Here is a 22,155-nt window from a genome sequence, read left to right as displayed (position 1 = left end):
GTCTCCTCCTGGGGCGACAACTACGGCAACCGCGTCGACCGCTTCCTGGCCGGCACCGCCTACCTCGACGGCGCACGCCCCTCGCTGATCATGGCCCGCGGCTACTACACCCGCAGCGTCATCGCCGCCTGGGACTGGCGCAACGGCAGCTTCACACGCCGGTGGACCTTCGACACCAACTCCTCCACCAACAGCGGCAAGGGCTACGACGGCCAGGGCAACCACAGCCTGTCCGTCGCGGACGTCGACGGCGACGGCAAGGACGAGATCGTGTACGGCGCGATGACCGTGGACGACAACGGCAACGGGCTGTGGACGACGAAGCTGGGCCACGGCGACGCGGGTCACGTCGGCGACCTCAACCCCTCACGGGCGGGTCTCGAGTACTTCAAGGTCTCCGAGGACAGCAGCAAGCCCGGCTCCTGGATGGCCGACGCGCGCACCGGCTCGATCCTGTGGCAGACGGCCTCCGGCTCCGACAACGGCCGCGGCGTCGCCGCCGACATCTACGCCGGCAGCGCGGGCGCCGAGGCCTGGTCCGCCGCCGACACCACCCTGCGTTCCGCGACGGGTTCCTCCCTGGGCCGGGAGCCCTCCAGCATCAACTTCGTCAACTGGTGGGACGGCGACACCGTCCGCGAACTCCTCGACGGCACCCGTATCGACAAGTACCGCACCTCCGGCGACACCCGCCTGCTGACCGGGTCCGGGGTCCACTCCAACAACGGCACCAAGGCCACGCCGTCCCTGTCCGGGGACATCCTCGGTGACTGGCGTGAGGAGGTCGTCTGGCCGACGTCGAACAACACGGCCCTGCGCGTCTACTCCACGCCGATCGCGACCAGCACCAAGATCACGACGCTGCTCCACGACACGCAGTACCGCACGGCACTGGCCTGGCAGAACACCGCATACAATCAGCCGCCGCACCCGAGCTTCTTCATCGGCAACGGGATGGCGACGGCCCCGCGGCCGACGGTATACACGCCGTAGTACACGCCATACACGCCGCAGACGACCAAGAGGGCGCGTGCCGGTGCGGCACGCGCCCTCGAGGCTCGCGTCAGGCGACCGTGCAGGTCTGGTCACCCAGCTTGAACGACATCGGTTTCGAGTTCGTCCCCGACGAGCTGCCGGTGAACCCGAAGCTCACGGACGAGCCCGCCGCCACATTGGCGTTCCAGCCGACGTTCTTGGCGGTCACCGCCGCGCCCGACTGCGCGTACTCGGCGTTCCACACCTGCGTGACCTTCTGGCCGTCCGCGAAGGTCCAGCCAAGTGACCAGCCACTCCAGGCACTTGAGCCGGTGTTGGCCAGCTGCACATCCGCCTGGAAGCCGCCCGACCACTGGTTGGTGACCTTGTACGTCACCGAACAGGCGCCGGTCGGAGTCGGATCCGGACCCGGCCCCGTAGGGCCGCCGGAGTCGGAGCTGTCGCCGTATACGACACCCCGACCGTTCGTCGCCACGTACACCCGGCCGTACACCCGCGGGTCACCTGTGATCGCCGCACCCGTCCAACCCCACTGGTGGGCATCGTCGTTGATGCGGGTCCAGGTCGCGCCCTTGTCCGTCGAGCGGAAGATGCCGCGTACACCGCCGATCTTCGCGCTGGTGTAGAGCGTCTGGTACGACGCTCCTGTTGCCGCCTTGCCGAAGCCGATCGTGTCGGCCTGCTCGACGCCCGAGAGCTTGGTGAAGCTCGCGCCGCCGTCCGTGGAGTGCCACAGCCCGTACGCGCCGTCGCTCGCACCGCCGGCCAGCCACACGTCGCCCTTCGTGCCGGGCAGCGCCTTGAAGCGCACGCTGTCACCGCTCGGCAGGCCGGTCGCCGAGGACGCCGTGAAGGTCGCGCCGCCGTCCGTACTGACGTAGAACTTCCCGGACTTGAAGCCGTAGAAGGTCTTCGGGTCGACCCGGTCGGACTCGACGATCGCGCCCGCCGGGATGCCGCTGGAGGCCGACCAGGAGGTGCCGAAGCCCGTCGTGTACTGCACGCCCGCGCCGTCCGGGCTCCACACGAACCGGTTGCCGTCGGCCGCCGCGGCGACCGTACCGCCGCCGCTGACGCCCGAAGGATCCGTCCCCGCGAACCAGTTGGCGCCGTTGTCCGTCGAGAAAGCGATGTGCGGGCCCGAGTCGAGGTTGCCGACGCGGACGACCGTGTTCGGATTGGTCTCGGCGAAGTCCAGGCTGGTGGTCGAGGTGAAGTTCGGCGAGGTGAACATCATCGAGGGCACCTTGGTCAGGTCCGTGTGCCGGAAGCCGCCGATGTCACCGAGCGCACTGAGCAGCGGGGCGCCGGACGGGGGAGAAGCGAGGTCGTTGACCGCCGTCTCCTCCAGGCCCTGCACCATCGGCTTGATGGAGAACTGGCTGCCCGAGTCCCAGTTGGTGAGGTTCTCGCTGCCGTAGATCGTCGCGCCCGTCCCGTACATCATCCGGTTGGAGTTGAACGGGTCGATCTCCAGCGACTCCGTCATCCAGCCCAGCTTCGGGGACTGCTCGGGTGGCGACGGATTCGCGCCCCAGGTCAGCCACGGTGAGGACGAGACGTCCATCGTGTAGCGGTTCGAGCGAGTGGGGTACGACGTGTAGTCCCACGCATTCGTCCAGGTGCCGCCGCTGTCCGTGGAGCGGAAGATCTGGGTGTCGGGCCACCAGGAACTGTATGCGGTGGCCATGACGGTGCCGGGCTTCTGCCGGTCCACCGTCAGCCCGCTGAAGCCGTAGTAGGTGTCGGCCTCGGCGACCGGGCTGATGTCCGTCCAGGTGCCGGTCGCGGTCGCGTACCGCCACAGCCGGCCCTTGCCGCCGTCGTACGGACCGCCCTTGTCGCTGTATGCGATGTACAGATGGCCGTTCTTCGTATCCAGTACACCCTTGTGTGCGAGGTATCCCGTCGGCTGTCCGGCCAGCCGGGTCCAGGTGGCGCCCGCGTCCGTCGAGCGGTACACCGCGTTGTCCTTGTCGGCGACCCCGACGTAGATCGTCTTCGTCGCGCTGCCGGACGTGCCCGTGGACTCGTCGAAGGTGACCCAGACGATGCCCTGGTTGTCGCTGGCGTAGCCACTCGTGTCGCTGGGATCCTGCGCGTAGTTGCCGACGTTGGGGAAGTTGGTCACCTGCGACCAGGTGGCACCGGAGTCCGTCGACCGCCACAGGCCCTTGCCGCTGGGCGCACCCAGATACAGCACACTGTTCTTGCTCGGGTCGACGGCCAGGCGTTCGCCCATGCCCCGGCCCGGCATATTGCCGCCCAGCTTGAACGGCAGGTCCGCCTTCTGCCAGGTCGCGCCCCGGTTCGAGGAGCGCATGATCGCGCCGTTCTTCGGATCCCAGCTGTTGGTGTACGTGCCGACGGCCGCGTACACCTTGTTCGGATCCACGGAGTCGGAGGCCAGGCTGACCACGCCCGTGTGCCCCCAGTCGTCCCAGCCGACCGAATCCAGTAGCGGCGTCCAGGTCTTCGTCGACTCCTGCCAGCGGTAGGCGCCGCCGATGTCGGTACGGGCGTAGGCCAGGTTCTTCTCGGTGCGGTTGAAGACGATGCCGGGGACGAAGCCGCCGCCGTCGATGCGGGCGTTCTTCCAGGTGTAGGTGTCGGCGGCGACGACCGCCTTCGGGGTGTCGGCGGCCAGCGCGGGCGGGGTGCCCGCGAGCAGGCCGGCCGCGAGCGCCAGCACGGCCGTGAGGATGCGGGTTCTTCGCACGGTGGGGTCCTTCCTTTCAGGAGGGCCTTTCAGGAGGGGCCTTTGGGGGCCTTTCAGGAGGGGAGCGTGCGAGGACCGGGCGGCCCCCCGTGCGGGTGGGGGCCGCCCGGCCGTGGCCCCGTCGTCAGGTGACGGAGCCGTGTACGCGGAGCGTCAGCGGGGACTATTCGAGGAGCTCCGCGTACGAGCCCATGGCCAGGGCGATGTCCGCCTGGGCCCAGAACCGGTGGTACGTGAAGGAGGGCGCGGCTCCGCCCGCCAGATAGGCCTCGATCTTCGACCAGGCCGGGTCGTCCTCGTAGAACGAGCGGATGGAGTCGAAGGTGGACGAGGAGTTGATCGCGTCGCCGTTCGGCATCGTCCCGGTCCAGCCGCTCGGGATGTAGATGCCGTCGTCGAAGCGGTTGTAGTCGGCGCGGGTCTCCGGGACGGCGATGCCCAGGCTGTCCTGGTGGTTGTTCCACATGCCGTCCAGGAGCGCCTTCGCGGTGGACGCCGCCTGCGTGTCACCGGAACGGTCCGCGTAGTACGTCAGGGTCTTGGCGTACGCGGCGGCCACACCGACGTCGTTGGTGTAGTCGGCGACGGTGACGTGCAGGCCGCTGTTGGCGCCCGGGTTGGCGGCGTTCCAGGTGTCGGGCTGTCCCGACCACTGGAGCGTCGACGGGATCAGGTAGGTGCCGTCCGGGTTGATCGTGGTCTTGGACAGCGCCCAGTCGACCCACTTGTCGAGGACGACCTTGGCGTCCGCGTCACCCGTTTGCTGGTAGTACTCGGCCACCCGCTCCATCGACCACGCCTGGAAGCCGAACCACTGGTTGGACGGCGGGTCGTGATAGACGGGCTGCTGGTCGTAGTACATGCCGTAGAACGTCGACTTCCCGGCCGGCGGCGTCGCGTACCGGCCCGCCCAGCTGTTGGTCGCACCGCCCGCGATGGCACCCTCGTTCGACTGCAGCCAGCGGTAGAACTCCAGCTGCCGGTCGAGCGACTTGGCCCAGTCCGCCTGCCCCGTCGCCGACTTGGGCTTCAGGTCGGCGTAACTGCTCAGCGCGTACGCCGCGAGAGGGTTCTGGTAGCCGCCGTGCGCGTGGCTGGAGCCGATGCGCCAGGCCCAGCCCGCCGAGGTGTCGGTGGCGCCGCCCCAGGCGTAGTACCAGGACATCAGGTAGTGCGAGGCGTCCTTGCCGGTACCGGCCGGGCAGGAGGAGGGTCCGACACAGTTGCCGACCTTCTTGTAGTACTTGTCGTACATCGAATACCGCAGATAGTCGCCCATCTTCGCGGCCTTGCCGACGGTCGCGGAAACGTCACTGCCCTTGCCCTGTTCCTCGGCCCACTTGTCCGCCCAGTACGCGGCCTGCACCGCACGGGCGTCGGCGTCCGGGGCGTTGGTGAACTTCCACTGCTTGGCGTAGGACGCGTCACCCGTGAACAGGTCCAGGTAGCCGTTCTTGCCGCCGTACTTGAAGGCGTCACAGGTCGGCTGCGGCACCGTCTCCCACACCGACTCCTGCGCGCCGCGCTGGAAGGTGTTGATGTACGACGGCCCGGTGTCCGTCGGGCCCGCCTCGCACTTGCCCGGCGAGTTGCCGTAGCCGTAGACGTTGTCGACGTCCTGCAGCCAGTGCATACCGTAGACATCGTCCGTACCGTATGCGGTCTTCAGTTCACCGGCGATCGGATCCGAACCGACCGAGACTCCGGCGTCCAGCTTCGCCGGGTACTCGTTGGGAGTGTCCAGTTCGGGCGCGTACGTCGCCGGCTTCGAGGCGTTGTAGAAGGAGTTGGTGGGCTGGTCGGCGTGGGTGGGGATCATGTACTTCTCCATGATCTCCCAGGCGCCGTTGAACTTGGACCAGTCACCGGTGACCTTGCCGTACATGGCCTGCAGCCAGAGAAGGTAGCTGTACGCCTCCGACGTGGTCTCGTGGCCGTGGTCCGGAGCCTCGACGATCAGTGTCTCGACCGAGTGGTAGGGGATGCCCTCGGGCGAGAAGTAGCCGTTCGCCGGGTTGGTGATCTTGCCGTACAGCTCCAGGAACCGCGCGTCGTACGCCTTCGTCGCCGCGATCTGGGTGACCGTCACCGAGGTTTTGCCGTGACCGGTGGCCGTCGACTCGAAGGTCGCCGCGCCCGTGCCGGAGGAGTCGGCCGTGATGGTCACCTTCTGGGCGGTGTTCCAGTTCGACGGCGTGAAGGTGAGCGACGCCCCGCCGGTCACCGTGAGGCCGGAGTTGCCGCCGGTGCGGGCGGTCGTCACGGTCACGTTGCCCGACGGCTGGGTCGACAGCTTCACGTCGTACGTGGCTGTCTTGCCCTGCTGGACGGCCAGCTGGTTGGTCGAGGCCACCACTGTGGGGCCCGAGGCGACCGTGATGCCGACCGGCGTGGACTCCGCGGACGCGCCCAGGCTGTCATACGCCTTCGCGAGGAGCGAATGACTGCCCACGGTCAAGCCGGAAGCGGAGAAGGTGTAGGGCGCGCTTGTGTCCGTGCCCAGCAGCGTGGTGTCGTCGTAGAACTCCATCTTGCTGATCGTCGCGCCGTCGGCGGCCGCGGCGGTCGCCGCGAGCGGCACCGCGTCCCCCTGCGTGTAGACCGCGCCCGCGGCCGGGCTGGTCAGCACGGTGATGGGCGGCTGGTGCGCGCCGGTGCAACTGGTGCCGTTGACCGCGAAGTTCGTGGGGGCGGCGTTGGTGCCGCTGTAGGTGAACTGCGCGCCGGTGGAGACGGCGACGCCGGCGGCGATCGTGGCGTTGTACGAGGCGTTCTTGACCGTGATCGCCTGGCCGGACTGCGACCAGGAGCCGTTCCAACCGTTCGACAGCTTCTGGTTGCCCGAGTAGCTGTAGGTCAGGGTCCAGCCGTTGATGGCGTCCGTGCCGCGGTTGGTGACCGTCAGGTCCGCGGTGAAACCGGCGCCCCAGTCGTTCGTCTTGTAGTCGACGCTGCACTGAAGTGCCGCAGCCTGAGCGGGAGTCGAACCCGTACTCACCATGGTGAACGGAAGGGCCAGGGCCGCCACGACAGCGGTCCACAAGTGCCGGGCGGCCCGGCGTCTTTTCCTGGGGGGCATGTGCTGGTTCCTCCTTGCGGCTCGGAGAAGTCAAGGCTTGAACCAGTGGGAGCGCTCCCATAGTGGGGACGGGGCTGAGAGGGGTCAAGGTGCTTGAAGAGTCGAAAAGATTCGACAGTAGGCGTTGAGGAAAAGTCAGTGACTCCTCTGTTCTTTACCGTCACTTGGCGCTAGCTTCATTGACACCAGTGGGAGCGATTCCATCAGTCGACGCGTCCGTCACGACGCGCCCGAACTGCAAGGAGTCGCTCATGCGACACCCCCCGCGTTCAGTACTTTTAGCCGTCGCCGGAGCGGCCGCCCTTGTCGGGTCCGTGACGGTGCCGGCGGTCACGGCGTCCGGGGCCGCACCTGCCTGCACGGTGGAGTACTCCGTCACCAGTCAGTGGGACACCGGCTTCCAGGGTGCCGTGCGGATCACCAACAACACGGCCGCGGTGAGCAGTTGGCGACTCACTTTCGACCTCATCGGCGGCCAGAAGGTCAACCAGGGCTGGAACGCCAAGTGGTCCCAGTTCGGTACGACGGTGACCGCGGTCAACGAGAGCTACAACGGCTCGCTGGCCACCGGCGCGAGTATCAGCGCCGGGTTCCTCGCCTCCGGGTCGGGGAGCACCGCCGTACCGACGTCGTTGGAGCTCAACGGCACCACCTGCAACGTCGACGCCGAACCGTCGCCCACGCCGGGTCCGGCGGATCCGCCGGACCCCGGTGACGGCACGGCACCCGCCCTGCGCGTTGTGGGCAACAAGCTCGTGGACGCCAAGGGCGGGACGCGTCGCCTGCTCGGCGTGAACCGGTCCGGCGGCGAGTTCATGTGCGTGCAGGGCCGCGGCATCTGGGACGGTCCCGTCGACGACGCCTCCGTCAAGGCGATCGCCGACTGGAACGCCAACACCGTGCGCATCCCGCTCAACGAGGAGTGCTGGCTGGGCCTTTCGAACATCGCACCCGAATACGGTGGCGCCAACTACATCGACGCCGTCAAGGACCTGGTCGCCAAGGTCAAGGCACACGGTATGACGCCGATGCTCGAGCTGCACTGGTCCCACGGCCAGTACACCGGGAACTCCTCGGGCTGCTCGGACGTGCACGCGAGCTGCCAGAAGCCGATGCCCAACATGCGGTACACCCCGTCCTTCTGGGCGTCGGTGGCGAGCACCTTCAAGGACGACCCGACCGTCGTCTTCGACCTGTTCAACGAGCCCTACCCGGACCGCGCGACGGCCACGGCCACCCAGGCCTGGCAGTGCTGGCGGGACGGCGGCACCTGCTCCGGTATCGGGTACGAGGCCGCCGGTATGCAGGATCTCGTCGACAGCATCCGGGAGACCGGCGCCAGAAACCTGATCCTGGTCGGCGGTCTGGCGTACTCGAACGACCTCAGTCAGTGGCTCACGTACAAGCCCACGGACCCGGCGGGCAATCTCGCCGCCGCCTGGCACGTGTACAACTTCAACTCCTGCTCGAACGAGAGCTGCTTCAACTCCACGCTGGCCCCGGTCGCCGCCCAAGTGCCGCTCGTGGCCGGGGAGATCGGTGAGAACACCTGCTCGCACGGCTTCGTCGACCAGGTCATGAAGTGGTTCGACGACCGCGGCCTGTCCTACCTGGGCTGGACCTGGAACACCTGGAACTGCAACACCGGTCCCGCCCTGATCTCCAGTTACGACGGTACGCCCACCGCGTACGGCATCGGGCTGCGCGATCACCTGCGCGCCCTGAACGGCTAACACCCGCAACCGAGAAGGAACCCGCACTCATGAGTCGTACCAGAACCGCGATACTCGCTGCCCTGGCGCTGGTCGCCGGGGCCTCCGGGACGGCACTGGCCGTCGTCCCCGGTGACGTCGGCGCCGCCGCCGTCCCCTGCACCGTCGACTACAAGGTGCAGAACCAGTGGGACACCGGCTTCACCGCCAACGTCACCGTCACCAACAACAGCGCGGCCAAGTCGAGTTGGTCGGTGAAGTGGTCGTACGCCGGAAACCAGAAGATCACCAGCAGCTGGAACGCCAAGCTCAGCCAGAGCGGTGCCGCCGTCACCGCGGCCAACGAGAGCTACAACGCCTCGCTGGCGACAGGCGGCTCGGTCAGCTTCGGCTTCCAGGGCACGTACAGCGGCACCAACGCCATCCCGGCCACCTTCACCCTCGACGGCGTGACCTGCAATGTCGATGACGGCAGCAACCCCGGGCCCACCGATCCGCCCGGTCCCGGCGGCCCCGCCAACCGGGTCGACAACCCCTACAACGGCGCCAAAGTGTACGTGAACCCGGAATGGCGGGCGAAGGCCGCCGCCGAGCCGGGCGGCAGCCGGATCGCCAACCAGCCGACCGGTGTCTGGCTGGACCGGACCGCCGCGATCAACGGCGTCAACGGCGGTATGGGTCTGCGTGCCCACCTCGACGAGGCGCTGCGGCAGAAGGGCTCCGACGAACTCGTCGTCCAGCTGGTGATCTACAACCTGCCCGGCCGTGACTGCGCGGCCCTCGCCTCCAACGGCGAGCTGAAGCCCGACGAGATCGACAAGTACAAGACGCAGTACATCGACCCGATCAAGGCGATCCTCGCCGACTCGAAGTACGCCTCGCTGCGGATCGTGACCACCGTCGAGATCGACTCGCTGCCGAACCTCGTCACCAACACCGGCAGCCGCCCGACGGCCACCCCGCAGTGCGACGTGATGAAGGCCAACGGCAACTACGTCAAGGGCGTCGGGTACGCGCTGAACAAGCTCGGCGACGTGCCGAACGTCTACAACTACGTGGACGCCGGACATCACGGCTGGATCGGCTGGGACGACAACTTCGGCGCCTCGGCCAACGTCTTCAAGGAGGCGGCGACCGCCGAGGGCGCCACGGTCAACGACGTCCACGGCTTCATCACCAACACGGCCAACTACAGCGCCCTGAAGGAGAACAACTTCTCGGTCAACGACAACGTCGGCGGCAAGTCGGTCCGTGAGTCGGAGTGGGTCGACTGGAACCGGTACGTCGACGAGCTGTCGTTCGCCCAGGCCTTCCGCAACCAGCTGGTCTCGGTCGGCTTCCCGTCCGGCATCGGCATGCTGATCGACACCTCCCGCAACGGCTGGGGCGGCACCGCCCGACCCGCCGGCCCGGGTCCGATGACCAGCGTGGACGACTACGTCAACGGCGGCCGCTACGACCGCCGCATCCACGTCGGCAACTGGTGCAACCAGTCCGGTGCCGGCCTCGGCGAGCGCCCGCAGGCCAACCCGGCCGCCGGGATCGACGCCTACGTGTGGATGAAGCCCCCGGGGGAGTCCGACGGTTCGAGTGAGTTCATCGAGAACGACGAGGGCAAGGGCTTCGACCGGATGTGCGACCCGACCTACACGGGCAACCCGCGCAACGGCGACAACCTGTCCGGCGCCCTGCCGAACGCCCCGATCTCGGGGCACTGGTTCTCGGCGCAGTTCCAGGAGCTCATGAAGAACGCCTACCCGGCGCTGTAGCACCCGGGTGATCCGCCGGGGTCTGTGCCCTTCGGGGCCGGCCCCGGCGGATCGACAGGAAGCCGCCCCGTCCGCATGGCCGCCGTTTTTGCCGTTGCGGCAAGGGCGGTGGCCCCGTCGCGGTGCGTCGGCGCACGCTGGCCGCATCGCGACGAGAGGCTGACCACCATGGCGCACGACCACCACCACGACAGCCACAGCAACGACGGCCACGGCCACGCAGGCCATCACCACGACCACACCGACATCGACTGGACCGAGATGGGCCCGCTGCTGGAGACGCAGGCGGAGCTGTTCACACCCCTGTACGAACGGGCCCTGGCCTGGCTCGGCCACAAGCAGACCGAGCCGGGGCTGATCGTCGACGCGGGCAGCGGTCCCGGCGTCGTCTCCTGTCTGCTCGCCGAGGCCTTCCCCGGCGCCCGGGTGGTAGCCGTCGACGGCGCCGAGCCGCTGCTGGAGCGGGCCCGTGCCCGGGCCGGCCGGCTCGGCGTCGCCGACCGCTTCGGCACACTGGCCGGCGAGCTGCCCGGCGTCCTCGACGACTTGGACTACCCCGCCGACCTGATGTGGGCAGGCCGGAGTCTGCACCACCTCGCCGACCAGCGTGCCGCGCTCGCCGCCTTCGCCGCGCGGCTCGCCCCCGGCGGCACCCTCGCGCTCCTGGAGGGCGGACTGCCCGCGCGGTTCCTGCCCCGCGACATCGGCATCGGGCGGCCCGGACTGCAGGCCCGACTGGACGCCCTGCAGGAGGACTGGTTCACTCGGATGCGCGCGGACCTGCCCGGCGCCGTCGCCGAGACAGAGGACTGGCCCGCGCTGATGGCCGCCGCGGGACTCAGGCCCACCGGTACGCGCAGCTTCCTGCTCGACCTGCCCGCACCGACCACCGACCGGGCCCGCGCCTACGTCGCCGCCTCCCTGTCCCGCATCCGCGACGGCCTCGGCGACCATCTCGGCGCCGGCGACCGCGCCACCCTCGACCGGCTTCTCGACCCCGACGACGAGGCGAGCGTGCACCACCGGCCGGATGTCTTCGTCCTGGCGGTGCATACGGTATTCACCGCCGTGCGTACCGGCTGACGACGGTATACGGGATTCAGCACAGGCCCGGTCGGGCGTAGACGGTGATCCGCGCGCCCAGGACGTGCCGGGTCCGGCACTCCACGAAGTAGGCGGCGAGCACCCGCCGTTTGGCCGCTTCCCGCTCGTTGTGGTCGACCGGCTGCCCGGCGGGATCGCGCAAGGCGACGATGCGGGTGGCCGCCAGCATGCGGGAGCGGATGACGGGGGCGGGCACCTCCGTGCCGTACAGCGTGTGCGAGGCGGCCGGGCCGCGGTCGAGGGCGAGGTCGCGCAGGCCGCGGACGGAGTCCGGTTCCGGCAGCGACCACACCCGGCGCCGCGACGGCATGTAGAGGACACCGTCGGCGTCGCCTCCCTCCGCACGGACGGCCTCGGCGACGGCGCCGACGTCGTCGGTACGGCTCTGCGGCGTACGCAGCTGCAAGGTGACCGGCAGCAGCGCGAGCACGGCCGCCCCGGCCGCGAGCACGGCGACGGTCCGGATCCGTCCGCCGGCGCGCACGAGCCGCTCGAGGGCGGCGCCGACCAGCAGGGCCGTTCCCGCGTGGCCGTAGAGGACGTAACGGTCCACGTACAGCGGCTTCAGCGGAGTGAGTGCGATGAGCAGGAACGCGGGCAGGGCGAGCAGGGGCAGGGCCAGCGCCGTGAGCCCCACGAGGCCCCGGCTCCTTCGGACACCTCCGAGCAATGCCGCACAGGCCACCCCGAGCACGGTTACGCCGACGAAGCCGACGACCGCGGCGGCGCCGAGGCCGCCGATCCACGCCACCTGGGCCGACTGACGTGTGCTCAGCACGACCAGCGGGGCCAGGCCCGGGCAGACCGCGAGCGCCGCCAGAACCCAGGCGCGGCGGGCAGCCCGTGGCAGCGCCACAAGATGCGCGACCAGGGCCAGCACGGCGAACTCGTGCAGCAGGCAGGCGGTCAGCATGACCGCCGCGTAACCGGTCCAGGCGCGCGGGGTCGCCCGCTCCACGGCCCGTATCAGCAGATACGACGCCCACACGACCAGGGCGCACACGAGTGCATACGATCTACCTTCTTGTGTATACCGCTGCACCGGTGGCAGCAGCGCGAAGACGACCCCGGCCCACAGCCCCGCGCGCGGGCCGGCCAGACGGCTCCCCAGCAACGCCAGCGTCCCGGCCGCCGCGGCGGCCGCCAGCACCGACGGCAACCGCAGCACCAGCAGCGGGTCCACCCCGCCGAAGATCCGGAACAGCCCGTGCAGCACCAGGTAATACAGCCCGTGCACGGCGTCGATCTGCTCCAGCGTCGGCCACAGGTCGCCCGGCGAGCGCCGCGCCATGTCGTACGTCACCGCCTCGTCCCGCCACATGCTGCCGCCCCGCCGGACGCCCCACAGCCCGAGGGCCAGGGAGAGGGCGACAGGGACGAGCGCGTGCCAGGGCGTGCGTCGGCGTCGAACGGCGGGTGCGGAGGGCAACCGGGCGGGCCGCAGAAGAGGTCCAGGAGAGTGTGTGGTGGCGATGACTGACTCCGGTGCGTGGGTCCAGGCGCGAGGCCGCGGGAGCGGGTCGAGAGGAGGCGTGCACCGACGAGTTCAGACGCCGAAGGATTGTTGGGCAGCCCCGATTCGGCGTGCCCATCAATTCGCGGAGGCCGGTTGTTAGCTTGTGGGACGGCCGTGACCGAGGGGGAGGCACGCATGGGGCGCCGGGAGAAACCGCTGGATCCGGGCGCGGGCGCGGTACAGCGCTTCGCGTACGAACTGCGCAAGCTGCGCGACGAGGCGGGCACCCCGACCTACCGCGCGATGGCGCTGGGCGCGGGCTACTCGGCGCCCACGCTGTCCGCCGCGGCAGGCGGCGAACGCCTGCCCACCCTGCCGGTGCTCCTGGCCTACGTCACCGCGTGCGGCGGCGACACCGGGGAGTGGGAGCGCCGATGGCGGGAGGCCGTCGCCGAGTCGGCCGAAGCGGGGGACGACCCGGACGGCGAGGACAGCCCCTACCCGGGACTCACCCGGTTCGAGACCGGCGACGGGGAGCACTTCCACGGCCGGGGCGACCTGACCGCCGACCTGCTCCGGCTCACCGCCCGCACGAGATTCGCGGCGATCGTCGGCGCCTCGGGCAGCGGCAAGTCGTCGCTGCTGCGGGCGGGTCTGATCCCGGCGCTGCGCGAGGCGACCCACCCCGACCTACGCCTCGCCACCATCCGCCTGCTCACCCCCGGCCCTCATCCGGCCCGCATCCACGCGGCCCTGTTCACCCCACACGAGGCGTCGGGCGACACGCTGCTCGTCGTCGACCAGTTCGAGGAGGTCTTCACCCTCTGCGCGGACCCCGCCGAACGGGCCCGCTTCCTTGGGCAGTTGCTCACGGCTTCCGATTCGGCGTCCCGGCTGCGTGTGCTGATCGCCGTGCGCGCCGACTTCTACGGCCGCTGCGCCGAGCACGGGCCGCTCGCCGAGGTGCTGCGGGACTCCGCCCTGCTCGTCGGACCGATGTCGCCGCACGACCTTCGCCAGGCCGTGGTGCGGCCGGCTGCCGCACGACGCCTGGTCGTGGAACGCGCCCTGACCGCGCGGATCGTCGCGGACGTGGCCGGCGAGCCGGGCGGTCTGCCGTTGATGGCCCACGCCCTGCGCGAGGTGTGGCGGCGCCGCACCGGCAAGGCGCTGACCCTCGCCGCGTACGAGGCCGTCGGCGGAGTCCGGGGCGCCGTCGCCCACACCGCGGAGGCCGCCTACACCAGGTGCACACCCGCCGAGGCTGCCGCGCTGCGCGCCCTGCTGCTGCGCCTGGTGAATCCCGGCGACGGCACCGAGGACACCCGGCGCCCCGTCGACCGCGCGGAACTCGACGCCGACGAGACGACCGCATACGTTCTGGAGCAGCTTGTAGACAGTCGGCTGTTGACGGTCGACGACGACACGGTCGACCTCGCCCACGAAGCGCTGATCGGCGCCTGGCCGCGGTTGCGCGGCTGGCTGGACGAGGACCGCGAGCGGCTCCGCCTGCACCGACGGCTCACCGAAGCGGCCCTCACCTGGGAGGAGTTGGAGCGGGACGCGGGCGCGCTGTACCGGGGGACACGGCTGACCGAGGCGCGCGAGACCTTCGGCGACGGAGGCCAGGCGGGCGCGGTGGCGGGCGAGTTGAACAGGCTCGAACGCGACTTCGTGACCGCGAGCATCGCGGCGTACGAGCAGGGTCGGCGAGCCGCGGCCCGGGCGGCCCGCCGCCTGCGCACGCTGACCGGCGCCCTCGCCGTGCTGCTGTGCCTGGCCGTGCTCGCGGGCGCGGCCGCCTGGTGGCAGAGCGGGGTCAGTGCACGGCAGCGCGACGAGGCCGAGGCCCGCCGGGCCGCCGCCCAGGCCGACACGCTCCGTTCCGCCGACCCGCGCGCCGCGATGCGGCTGGCGCTCGCCGCCTGGCGCACCGCGGACCTGCCGGAGACGCGGGAGGCGCTGAGGACGGCCGCCGCGCAGAGCGAGCAGGACGTGTTCACCCAGCCCGAGGACGGCGGACGGGCGCTGAACGCGCCCGCCTGGCTCAGCCGCGACGGCCGGATCCTGACGACGGTCGTCCACGACAAGGCGGTCCAGTGGGACGTGCCGGGGCACCGGCGCATCCGTTCCGTTCAGCGCCCCGGTCTGTCCGAGGGGGTGCTCGATGCCAGCGCCGATGGTCGGTATGTCGCATACCGTTCACCGGAGGGTGCGGGCATGGTGATCGGCGGACTGGCGGACGGCAGCACACGCCGGCTCGCGACCGGGGCGCCGACCAATATTGAAGGCATGTTCGGGCCGAGCGGGCGCACCTTCGTCGTACGGCGTCCCGTGCTGGGCGCGGACGACGGCCGGGCGACGCTCGAAGTGTGGGACGTGCGCCGGCAGCGGGTGCTGTTCCGGTACGACCGGGGCAGCGATGACGGCGGGTTGCCCGTGCTGAGCCGTGACGACCGGTACCTCGCCTGGTGTTCGCACGACGGTGACCGACTACAGGTCCTCGACGGCGTCCAGGGACGCCTCGTGGCCACGCGGGTGCCCCGGCCGACCCAGCGGACGCTGTGCCAGGGGGAACTCACGTTCACGCCCGATCACCGGGCCGTGGCATCCGGTACCTCCGACGGGATCGTGACCTGGGACTTCCGGGCCCGGCCGCGAGCGTCCCCGGCTGAAGATCGCGGGCGGCGCGCACGCCGTGGAGTTCGCCGGTGCCTACGCCCTGGCCTGGGGCAGGGGCTCCTTCACGCTGTGGCGTACGGACCTTCCGGCCCCGGCGGACGACAGCGCGCGCGAGCCGCTCCTCACCCATCCCGTGGCCGCCTCCACGATTGGCGACATCCGTCTGGACCCCGGCAAGGGCGTGCTGCGTTACCGCGAGGGCGGACGGACCAGCGTCGTACGTACCCTCTCGCTGCAGGGGCTGCTGGGCGGGAGCTGGCGGGACGCGCCGACGTCCGACGCGACCCCCCGCGTCACCGTCGACGGCACTGATTCCATGGCCGTGACCGTCGACCCCACGGGCCGCACCGCGCTGACCCCCGAGGGAACCCTCGTCGACGTGTCAACCGGCAAGCCCCGCAAGGGAGTCAAGGGAGTCGACGGCGAGGACCTCCTCCGCGACGGTGCCTTCAGCCCGGAGGGCCGATACCTCGCCGTGGCCGACTCCCAGGGCCGCCTCACACTGTGGGACGCCCGCACCTGGCGCAGGATCGCGGTACTGAGGGCCGTCGGCTCCACCGCGCAGGACACGGCGCTGGCGTTCTCCGCCGACGGCTCACTCCTCGCGAGCGGCGCGCCCGGCGGGAACGTAGAGGTATGGGAGACGGCCTCGCCCGCCCTGCCGGCGGCGACGCTGCCGGCCGGGGACGGGCCCGTTCTCGGGCTCGGGTTCACCGGTGACAGCAGCGAGTTGCGCATCGCCACTCCGCATCTCGCCGAGCGTGCCCGCCTGTTGGCGGCGAGCCGGGCGGCGGAAGAGGTGTGCGCGCGGGCGCGACGCGGTCTGACCGAGGCCGAGTGGCGCCGCTACTTCCCCTCGGCCGAGTATCGCGGCACCTGCGGGCACTGATCCCTCCTCACGTCCTTGACATCGAGAGCGCTCCAACTGATGGACTGCCGGGCGTCCAACGAAGAACCCAGGGGGGTACTCATGACCGACTCACCGGTCACGCTCATCACCGGCGGCGGCAGTGGCATCGGCGCCGCGGTCGCCCGGCGGTTGCTCGACTCGGGGCAGCGGGTCGCCGTCACCGGTCGCGGCGCGGAGCGGCTGCGCGGATTCGCCGACGAACTCGGGCATCCCGACGGTCTGTTGACGATGGTCGGCAACGCGGCCGACTACGACGACATACAGTCGGCTGTCGACCGTACGCTCAAGGAATACGGTCGACTGGATACAGTCGTCGCCAACGCCGGTTTCGCCACCCACGACTCGGTCGCCGAAGGCGACCCCGCCGGCTGGACCGAGATGGTGCTGACCAACGTCCTCGGCCCCGCACTGCTCATCCGCGCGTCGATCGACGCCCTGAAGGAGACCCGCGGCCGGATCGTGCTGGTCGGCAGCGTCGCCGGGTTCGTCCACGGGCCGGGCAACCTCTACGGGGCGACGAAGTGGGCGGTGACCGGGCTCGCCGAGAACACCCGCCGTCAGGTGACCGAGTTCGGCGTCGGCGTCACCCTGATCGCGCCCGGCCGGGTCGAGACTCCCTTCTGGGACAGCTACGGCAGCCTGCCGCCCGGTCACCTGCTCACCGCCGACCAGATCGCCGACTCGGTCGTCTGGGCCGTCGGGCAGCCCGCCGGCGTCGACGTCAACACCGTCGTCGTACGGCCGATCGGGCAGCCCAACTGACTTATCGCCGCAGTCAGTTGTCCTGAAGAAACTGTTCCGCCAACCGCTCGCCGAGGGACACCGCCGCGCTGTGGCTCTCGATGGGGGAGACCCGTGAGTTCGTGAACAGGATGTATGTCACCCCGGAGCCGGTGCCGCCGTGTGCCGGGTCCGGGTCGATGCCGAGGGCCCGCGCGGTGGCGTACGAGGCCTCCCCGATGATCTTCCTGGGGCCGGTGTCGCCGACGACCGCGTACTGGACCCGGCCGCGGTGGATCACCGCGACCACACCGCCGCCCTTGATACCCGCGGCCTTGTAGTTCCACGTGCGGCTGGGGCTGGGCACGACGACGTACGGCAGGGTGTCGGACTTCAGGGGTTTGCCGTCGGACTGGTGGACGGCGGTGTCGCCGTGGAACCCGGGGTCGGTGTCCTCGTTGCACCGGGCGGTTCGTTGACCGTCGCAGTCGATGTCCATGTCGGCCTTCCAGAAGACCGCGCCGTTCTTGCCGCACACCGGGACGGTGGCCCGCGCCCCCGCGTCGGTGCGGTACCTGCCGTGGGAGATCGGGTCACAGGACGTCACCTCGGCGAGCAGTTCGGCCGCGCCGACCGTGCCCTCCTGGGCCTGGACCTGGACCTGGGCCTGGACCTGGACCTGGACCTGGACCTGGACTCGGGTCTGGGCCGACGTCGGACGTGGGGTGCCGGAAGCGCCGGCGGGCAGCAACCCGGCGGCGAGCAGCGCGGCTCCCGAGGCCGCGGCCAGGGGCAGTGGTCGGATGCGCACGTCGGATGACCTTTCTGTCCGGAAAGCTTCCACACCGGATTCGATCATGACGAGCCGCCTATATGACCAAAGCGACCTCAGCCGGGTGTCGTCCCCCGGCCAGGCGGCCGGCAGACGAGCGCGCCCCGGGACCGTGGTGCCGGTCCCGGGGCGCGAAGCCGTCGACGTCAGGTCAGGTCATGTTGACACGGCCGGGTCCGGACCCAGCCGACGGTCCTCGTTCAGTGCGCTGATCGCCGCCAGGTCCTCGGTGTCCAGGCTGAAGTCGAAGACCTCGATGTTCTCCTTGATCCGGGACGGCGTCACGGACTTCGGGATCACTACATTGCCGAGCTGGAGGTGCCAGCGCAGCACGACCTGGGCCGGGGTACGGCCGTGCTTCTGGGCGATGGCCACGATCGCCGGAACCTCCAGCAGGCCCTTGCCCTGACCGAGCGGCGACCAGGCCTCGGTGGCGATGCCCTGCTCGGCGTGGAACTCACGGGAGGCGTGCTGCTGCAGGTGCGGGTGCAGCTCGATCTGGTTGACCGCCGGAATGACCGAGGTCTCGCCGATCAGCCGCTGAAGGTGCTCCGGCAGGAAGTTGGAGACACCGATGGCCCGGACACGGCCGTCGGCGTGCAGCTTCTCGAACGCCTTGTACGTGTCGACGTACTTGTCCACGGACGGCAGCGGCCAGTGGATCAGATACATGTCGACGTATTCCAGGCCCAGCTTCTCCAGCGACGTGTCGAAGGCGCGCAGCGTGGAGTCGTACCCCTGGTCGCTGTTCCAGAGCTTGGTGGTGACGAAGATGTCCTCGCGGGAGAGGCCAGAGGCGGCGATGGCCTTGCCGGTGCCTTCCTCATTGCCGTAGATCGCCGCTGTGTCGATGCTGCGGTACCCGGCCTCGAACGCGGTGGTGACCGCCTGCTCCGCCTCGTCGTCCGGCACCTGCCAGACGCCGAAGCCCAGCTGGGGCATCTCGACGCCGTTGTTGAGGATGATCGGGGGGACCTTGCTGCTCACGAGCTCTCGATCCTTACGGTTGTCGTCAGGTGGTACTCCCATCGTCAACGATCACGAGCCGCGATGCATTCCTGACCGGAGAATCCGCCGGAAACAACCTCAGGCCCGGTACAGCGCCTCGACCTCATTGGCGTACGCGTTCTCGATCGCCTTGCGCTTCAGTTTCAACGACGGGGTCAGCAGGCCGTGTTCCTCGGTGAACGGCTGGGCCAGGATGCGGAAGGTGCGGATCGACTCGGCCTGGGAGACGAGCGTGTTGGCGGCGACCACCGCGCGCCGCACCTCCGTCTCCAGGTCCGCGTCGCGCACCAGTTGGGCCGGCGGCATCTGCGGTTTGCCGCGCATCGCCAGCCAGTGTTCGACGGCCTCGTGGTCGAGGGTGACCAGGGCGGCGACGTACGGGCGGTCGTTGCCGACGACGATGCACTGGGAGATCAGCGGATGGTCGCGCACCCGTTCCTCCAGCATCCCCGGCGAGACGCTCTTGCCGCCGGACGTGACGAGGATCTCCTTCTTGCGGCCGGTAATGGTGAGGAAGCCGTCCTCGTCGAGGGAGCCGAGGTCGCCGGTGGCCAGCCAGCCGTCGTGCAGGGCCTCGTCGGTGGCCTTGGGGTTGTTGAGGTAGCCCTGGAAGACGTTCTCGCCGCGCAGCCATATCTCGCCGTCGTCCGCGATGTGCACGGTCATGCCCGGGATGGGCTGCCCGACCGTGCCGTAGCGGGTGCGGTCGGGCGGGTTGGCGGTCGCGGCCGCGGTGCACTCGGTGAGGCCGTAGCCCTCGTAGATGTGCACACCCGCCCCCGCGAAGAACAGCCCGAGCTTGCGGTCCATCCCCGAGCCGCCGGTCATCGCGTGCCGGATACGGCCGCCCATCGCGGCCCGTAGTTTGGCGTAGACGAGCTTGTCGAAGAGCTGGTGCTGCATGCGCAGACCCGCTGACGGCCCGGGCCCGATGCCCCAGGCCTTCGCCTCCACCGCGTCCGCGTACTTCACGGCGACCTCGACGGCTTTCTCGAACGGCCCGGCCTTGCCTTCCCGCTCCGCCTTGCGGCGGGACGCGTTGAACACCTTCTCGAAGATGTACGGCACCGCCAGGAAGAAGGTCGGCTTGAACGCGGCCAGGTCGGGCAGCAGGGCCGAGGCGCTCAGCTGCGGCTGGTGGCCGAACTTGACCTTGCCGCGGATTCCGGCGACCTCGACCATCCGCCCGTAGACATGCGCGAGCGGCAGGAACAGCAGAGTCGCCGCCTGGTCGCCCTTCTTGGAGTGGAACACCGGCTCCCAGCGCTGGATGACCGTGTCCGCCTCGAACATGAAGTTGCCGTGCGAGATGACACAGCCCTTGGGGCGACCCGTGGTGCCCGAGGTGTAGATGATCGTCGCGACCGAGTCCGGGGTGACCGCCTGCCGGTGCCGGTGCACCACCTCGTCGTCGAGGTGCGCGCCGGCGTCGTACAGCTCCTGCACCGCGCCCGCGTCGAGCTGGAACAACTGGCGCAGTTGGGGGAGCCGGTCGATGACGGTGGCGATCGTCATCGCGTGGTCCTCGTGCTCCACGATCGCCGCCGAGACCTCGGCGTCGTACAGCGTCCAGAAGCACTGCTCGGCCGAGGAGGTGGGGTAGAGCGGCACCACCTGGGCGCCGATCGTCCACAGCGCGAAGTCGAACAGCGTCCACTCGTAGCGGGTGCGGGACATGATGGCGACCCGGTCGCCGAACCGGACGCCCCGGGCGAGCAGGCCCTTGGCGAGGGCGAGGACCTCGTCGCGGAACTCGGCGGAGGTCACGTCCCGCCACTGCCCCGTCTCGTCCTTGCGGCCGAGCGCGATGTACAGGGGGTCGTCCTGGGCATGTTGGAAGACGACGTCGGCCAGTCCGCCCACCGGCGGTGCCAACGCCAACGGAGGGTTGGTGAACTCGCGCAAACCCCGCTCCCCGCTATCTTGTGGCGCTCCGCACAGCGCCGTGAAAGCTACCCCACCCGAAGACGGGGCGGGAGGGGGTCAGAAGCCGAGCATGGCTCACGTATGCACTGGTCAGTGGCGGAAAATGCGCTCACATGGGGAAGGGTCGGACAGAAAACTGACGGTTGAGTAAGTTTCGGTGCCGTAATCTCCACCGAATCTGTACGACCCGATTACTCCCGGCGTGTCCGGTCGCAGCCTGTCCCGCCGGGGGCGCGGACCTCTCTTCTGTCAGCGTCAGCGCTGCCCGATCCGTCACTGTCCGCGCCGGCGTCATCGCCACCGCCGCCGACGTACCGCCGTCTCCGGGTCAGCCGCGTCCGCGGCGCTGCAGTCGGTCGCCGCCCGCCAGGACGGCCGTCGCGAGGGCGTCCGCCGCGCTCTGGGCCGAGGTGCGGCGGCGGCCGTGGACCAGGACGAAGTCGACGCGGCCCAGTTCGGGCAGGCCTGCCCGCTCCGGCACGCGCACCAGGCCCGGCGGGACGAGTCCCCGTGAATGCGCCATCACGCCGAGGCCCGCGCGGGCCGCCGCGATCAGGCCGTTGAGGCTGCCGCTGGTGCACGCGATGCGCCACGCCCGCCCCTGCCGCTCCAGCGCCTCCAGGGCGAGCGCTCGGGTGATGCCGGGCGGCGGGTAGACGATCAGCGGTACCGGCCGGTCCGGATCCAGCCGCAGCCGCTCCGCGCCGATCCACACCAGCTCGTCCCGCCAGACCAGCCGCCCGTGCGGATCCTCGGGCCGCCGCTTCGCCAGCACCAGATCCAGCTTCCCGGCCGCCAGCTGTTCGTGCAGCGTGCCCGACAGCTCGACCGTCAGTTCCAGGTCGACCTCGGGATGGTCGTGGCGGAAGCCCTCCAGGATCTCCGGCAGCCGGGTCAGGACGAAGTCCTCGGACGCGCCGAAACGCAGCCGGCCGCGCACCCGCGTCCCCGTGAAGAACGCCGTCGCCTGCTCGTGCACCTCCAGGAGCCGGCGTGCGAAGCCGAGCATCGCCTCGCCGTCCTCCGTCAGCTCCACGGAGTGGGTGTCCCGGCTGAACAGCTGCCGTCCGGTGGCGTCCTCCAGCCGCCGTACGTGCTGGCTGACGGTCGACTGGCGCAGCCCGAGCCGCCGGGCGGCCTGCGTGAAGCTCAGCGTCTGGGCCACCGCGAGGAACGTACGCAGCTGGGAGGGGTCGTACACGCTCCCAGGTTATCGCGAAACATGATGACAGTGAGTGCGGT

Annotated in this window: 14 protein-coding genes; 7 read left to right on the top strand and 7 right to left on the bottom strand. The window is 70.0% G+C overall.

Features of this window, described 5'->3' with window-relative positions:
• The coding region (locus ABT063_RS42205) for a rhamnogalacturonan lyase family protein (RefSeq protein WP_502990999.1) at window positions 1-993 on the top strand (993 nt) is incomplete at its 5' end.
• A 70-nt stretch (window positions 994-1,063) separates the two neighbouring features.
• Here ABT063_RS42205 and ABT063_RS42200 read toward each other — a convergent pair.
• The gene (locus ABT063_RS42200; protein ID WP_351066255.1) at window positions 1,064-3,715 is read right to left on the bottom strand and encodes a cellulose binding domain-containing protein; all 2,652 of its coding nucleotides are present in this window, start codon (window positions 3,713-3,715) and stop codon (window positions 1,064-1,066) included.
• A 163-nt stretch (window positions 3,716-3,878) separates the two neighbouring features.
• The gene (locus ABT063_RS42195; protein ID WP_351066254.1) at window positions 3,879-6,794 is read right to left on the bottom strand and encodes a glycoside hydrolase family 48 protein; all 2,916 of its coding nucleotides are present in this window, start codon (window positions 6,792-6,794) and stop codon (window positions 3,879-3,881) included.
• Window positions 6,795-7,045: 251 nt separating this feature from the next.
• On the opposite strand from ABT063_RS42195, the gene ABT063_RS42190 reads away from it, so the two are divergent.
• From ABT063_RS42190 to ABT063_RS42180, 3 genes are all read left to right on the top strand, one after another.
• Complete coding sequence (locus ABT063_RS42190) at window positions 7,046-8,527, top strand: cellulase family glycosylhydrolase (protein WP_351066253.1); 1,482 nt, start codon at window positions 7,046-7,048, stop codon at window positions 8,525-8,527.
• A gap of 29 nt (window positions 8,528-8,556) precedes the next feature.
• Window positions 8,557-10,275 carry a glycoside hydrolase family 6 protein gene (locus tag ABT063_RS42185; protein ID WP_351066252.1) on the top strand — a complete coding sequence of 573 codons (1,719 nt, stop codon included), beginning with the start codon at window positions 8,557-8,559 and terminating at the stop codon, window positions 10,273-10,275.
• Between the two features lie 168 nt (window positions 10,276-10,443).
• Entirely contained in the window at window positions 10,444-11,358 is a 915-nt protein-coding gene (locus ABT063_RS42180) for a class I SAM-dependent methyltransferase (RefSeq protein WP_351066251.1), read from the top strand.
• A gap of 16 nt (window positions 11,359-11,374) precedes the next feature.
• On the opposite strand, the gene ABT063_RS42175 is transcribed toward ABT063_RS42180, so the two are convergent.
• Window positions 11,375-12,808: a glycosyltransferase family 39 protein gene (locus tag ABT063_RS42175; protein ID WP_351066250.1), complete on the bottom strand. Its 1,434-nt coding sequence runs from the start codon at window positions 12,806-12,808 to the stop codon at window positions 11,375-11,377.
• Window positions 12,809-13,030: 222 nt separating this feature from the next.
• Between ABT063_RS42175 and ABT063_RS42170 the strand changes: the two genes are divergently transcribed.
• The 3 genes from ABT063_RS42170 (at window position 13,031) to ABT063_RS42160 (ending at window position 17,189) form a co-directional block, all read left to right on the top strand.
• On the top strand, window positions 13,031-15,829 hold the full coding sequence (locus ABT063_RS42170; RefSeq protein WP_351066249.1) for an nSTAND1 domain-containing NTPase: 2,799 nt from the start codon (window positions 13,031-13,033) through the stop codon (window positions 15,827-15,829).
• A 4-nt stretch (window positions 15,830-15,833) separates the two neighbouring features.
• A complete protein-coding gene (locus ABT063_RS42165; protein ID WP_351066248.1) occupies window positions 15,834-16,406 on the top strand; it encodes a WD40 repeat domain-containing protein in 573 nt (190 codons plus the stop codon).
• An 81-nt stretch (window positions 16,407-16,487) separates the two neighbouring features.
• On the top strand, window positions 16,488-17,189 hold the full coding sequence (locus tag ABT063_RS42160) for an SDR family oxidoreductase (RefSeq protein ID WP_351066247.1): 702 nt from the start codon (window positions 16,488-16,490) through the stop codon (window positions 17,187-17,189).
• Window positions 17,190-17,202: 13 nt separating this feature from the next.
• Here ABT063_RS42160 and ABT063_RS42155 read toward each other — a convergent pair whose 3' ends face one another.
• The 4 genes from ABT063_RS42155 to ABT063_RS42140 form a co-directional block, all read right to left on the bottom strand.
• Window positions 17,203-17,958, bottom strand: coding sequence for a glycoside hydrolase family 75 protein (locus tag ABT063_RS42155; protein WP_351066246.1), 756 nt, complete (start codon window positions 17,956-17,958; stop codon window positions 17,203-17,205).
• Window positions 17,959-18,135: 177 nt separating this feature from the next.
• Window positions 18,136-18,966, bottom strand: coding sequence for an aldo/keto reductase (locus ABT063_RS42150; protein WP_351066245.1), 831 nt, complete (start codon window positions 18,964-18,966; stop codon window positions 18,136-18,138).
• Between the two features lie 99 nt (window positions 18,967-19,065).
• On the bottom strand, window positions 19,066-20,892 hold the full coding sequence (locus tag ABT063_RS42145; RefSeq protein ID WP_351066244.1) for an AMP-dependent synthetase/ligase: 1,827 nt from the start codon (window positions 20,890-20,892) through the stop codon (window positions 19,066-19,068).
• Between the two features lie 349 nt (window positions 20,893-21,241).
• Window positions 21,242-22,114: a LysR substrate-binding domain-containing protein gene (locus ABT063_RS42140; protein ID WP_351066243.1), complete on the bottom strand. Its 873-nt coding sequence runs from the start codon at window positions 22,112-22,114 to the stop codon at window positions 21,242-21,244.
• Window positions 22,115-22,155: the final 41 nt, after the last annotated feature.

The sequence above is a fragment of the Streptomyces sp. NPDC002838 genome (assembly GCF_040295365.1).
Classification (GTDB): Bacteria; Actinomycetota; Actinomycetes; order Streptomycetales; family Streptomycetaceae; genus Streptomyces.
The sequence above is the reverse complement of the archived record's forward strand: the minus strand, read 5'-3'. Positions and strand labels throughout refer to the sequence as shown.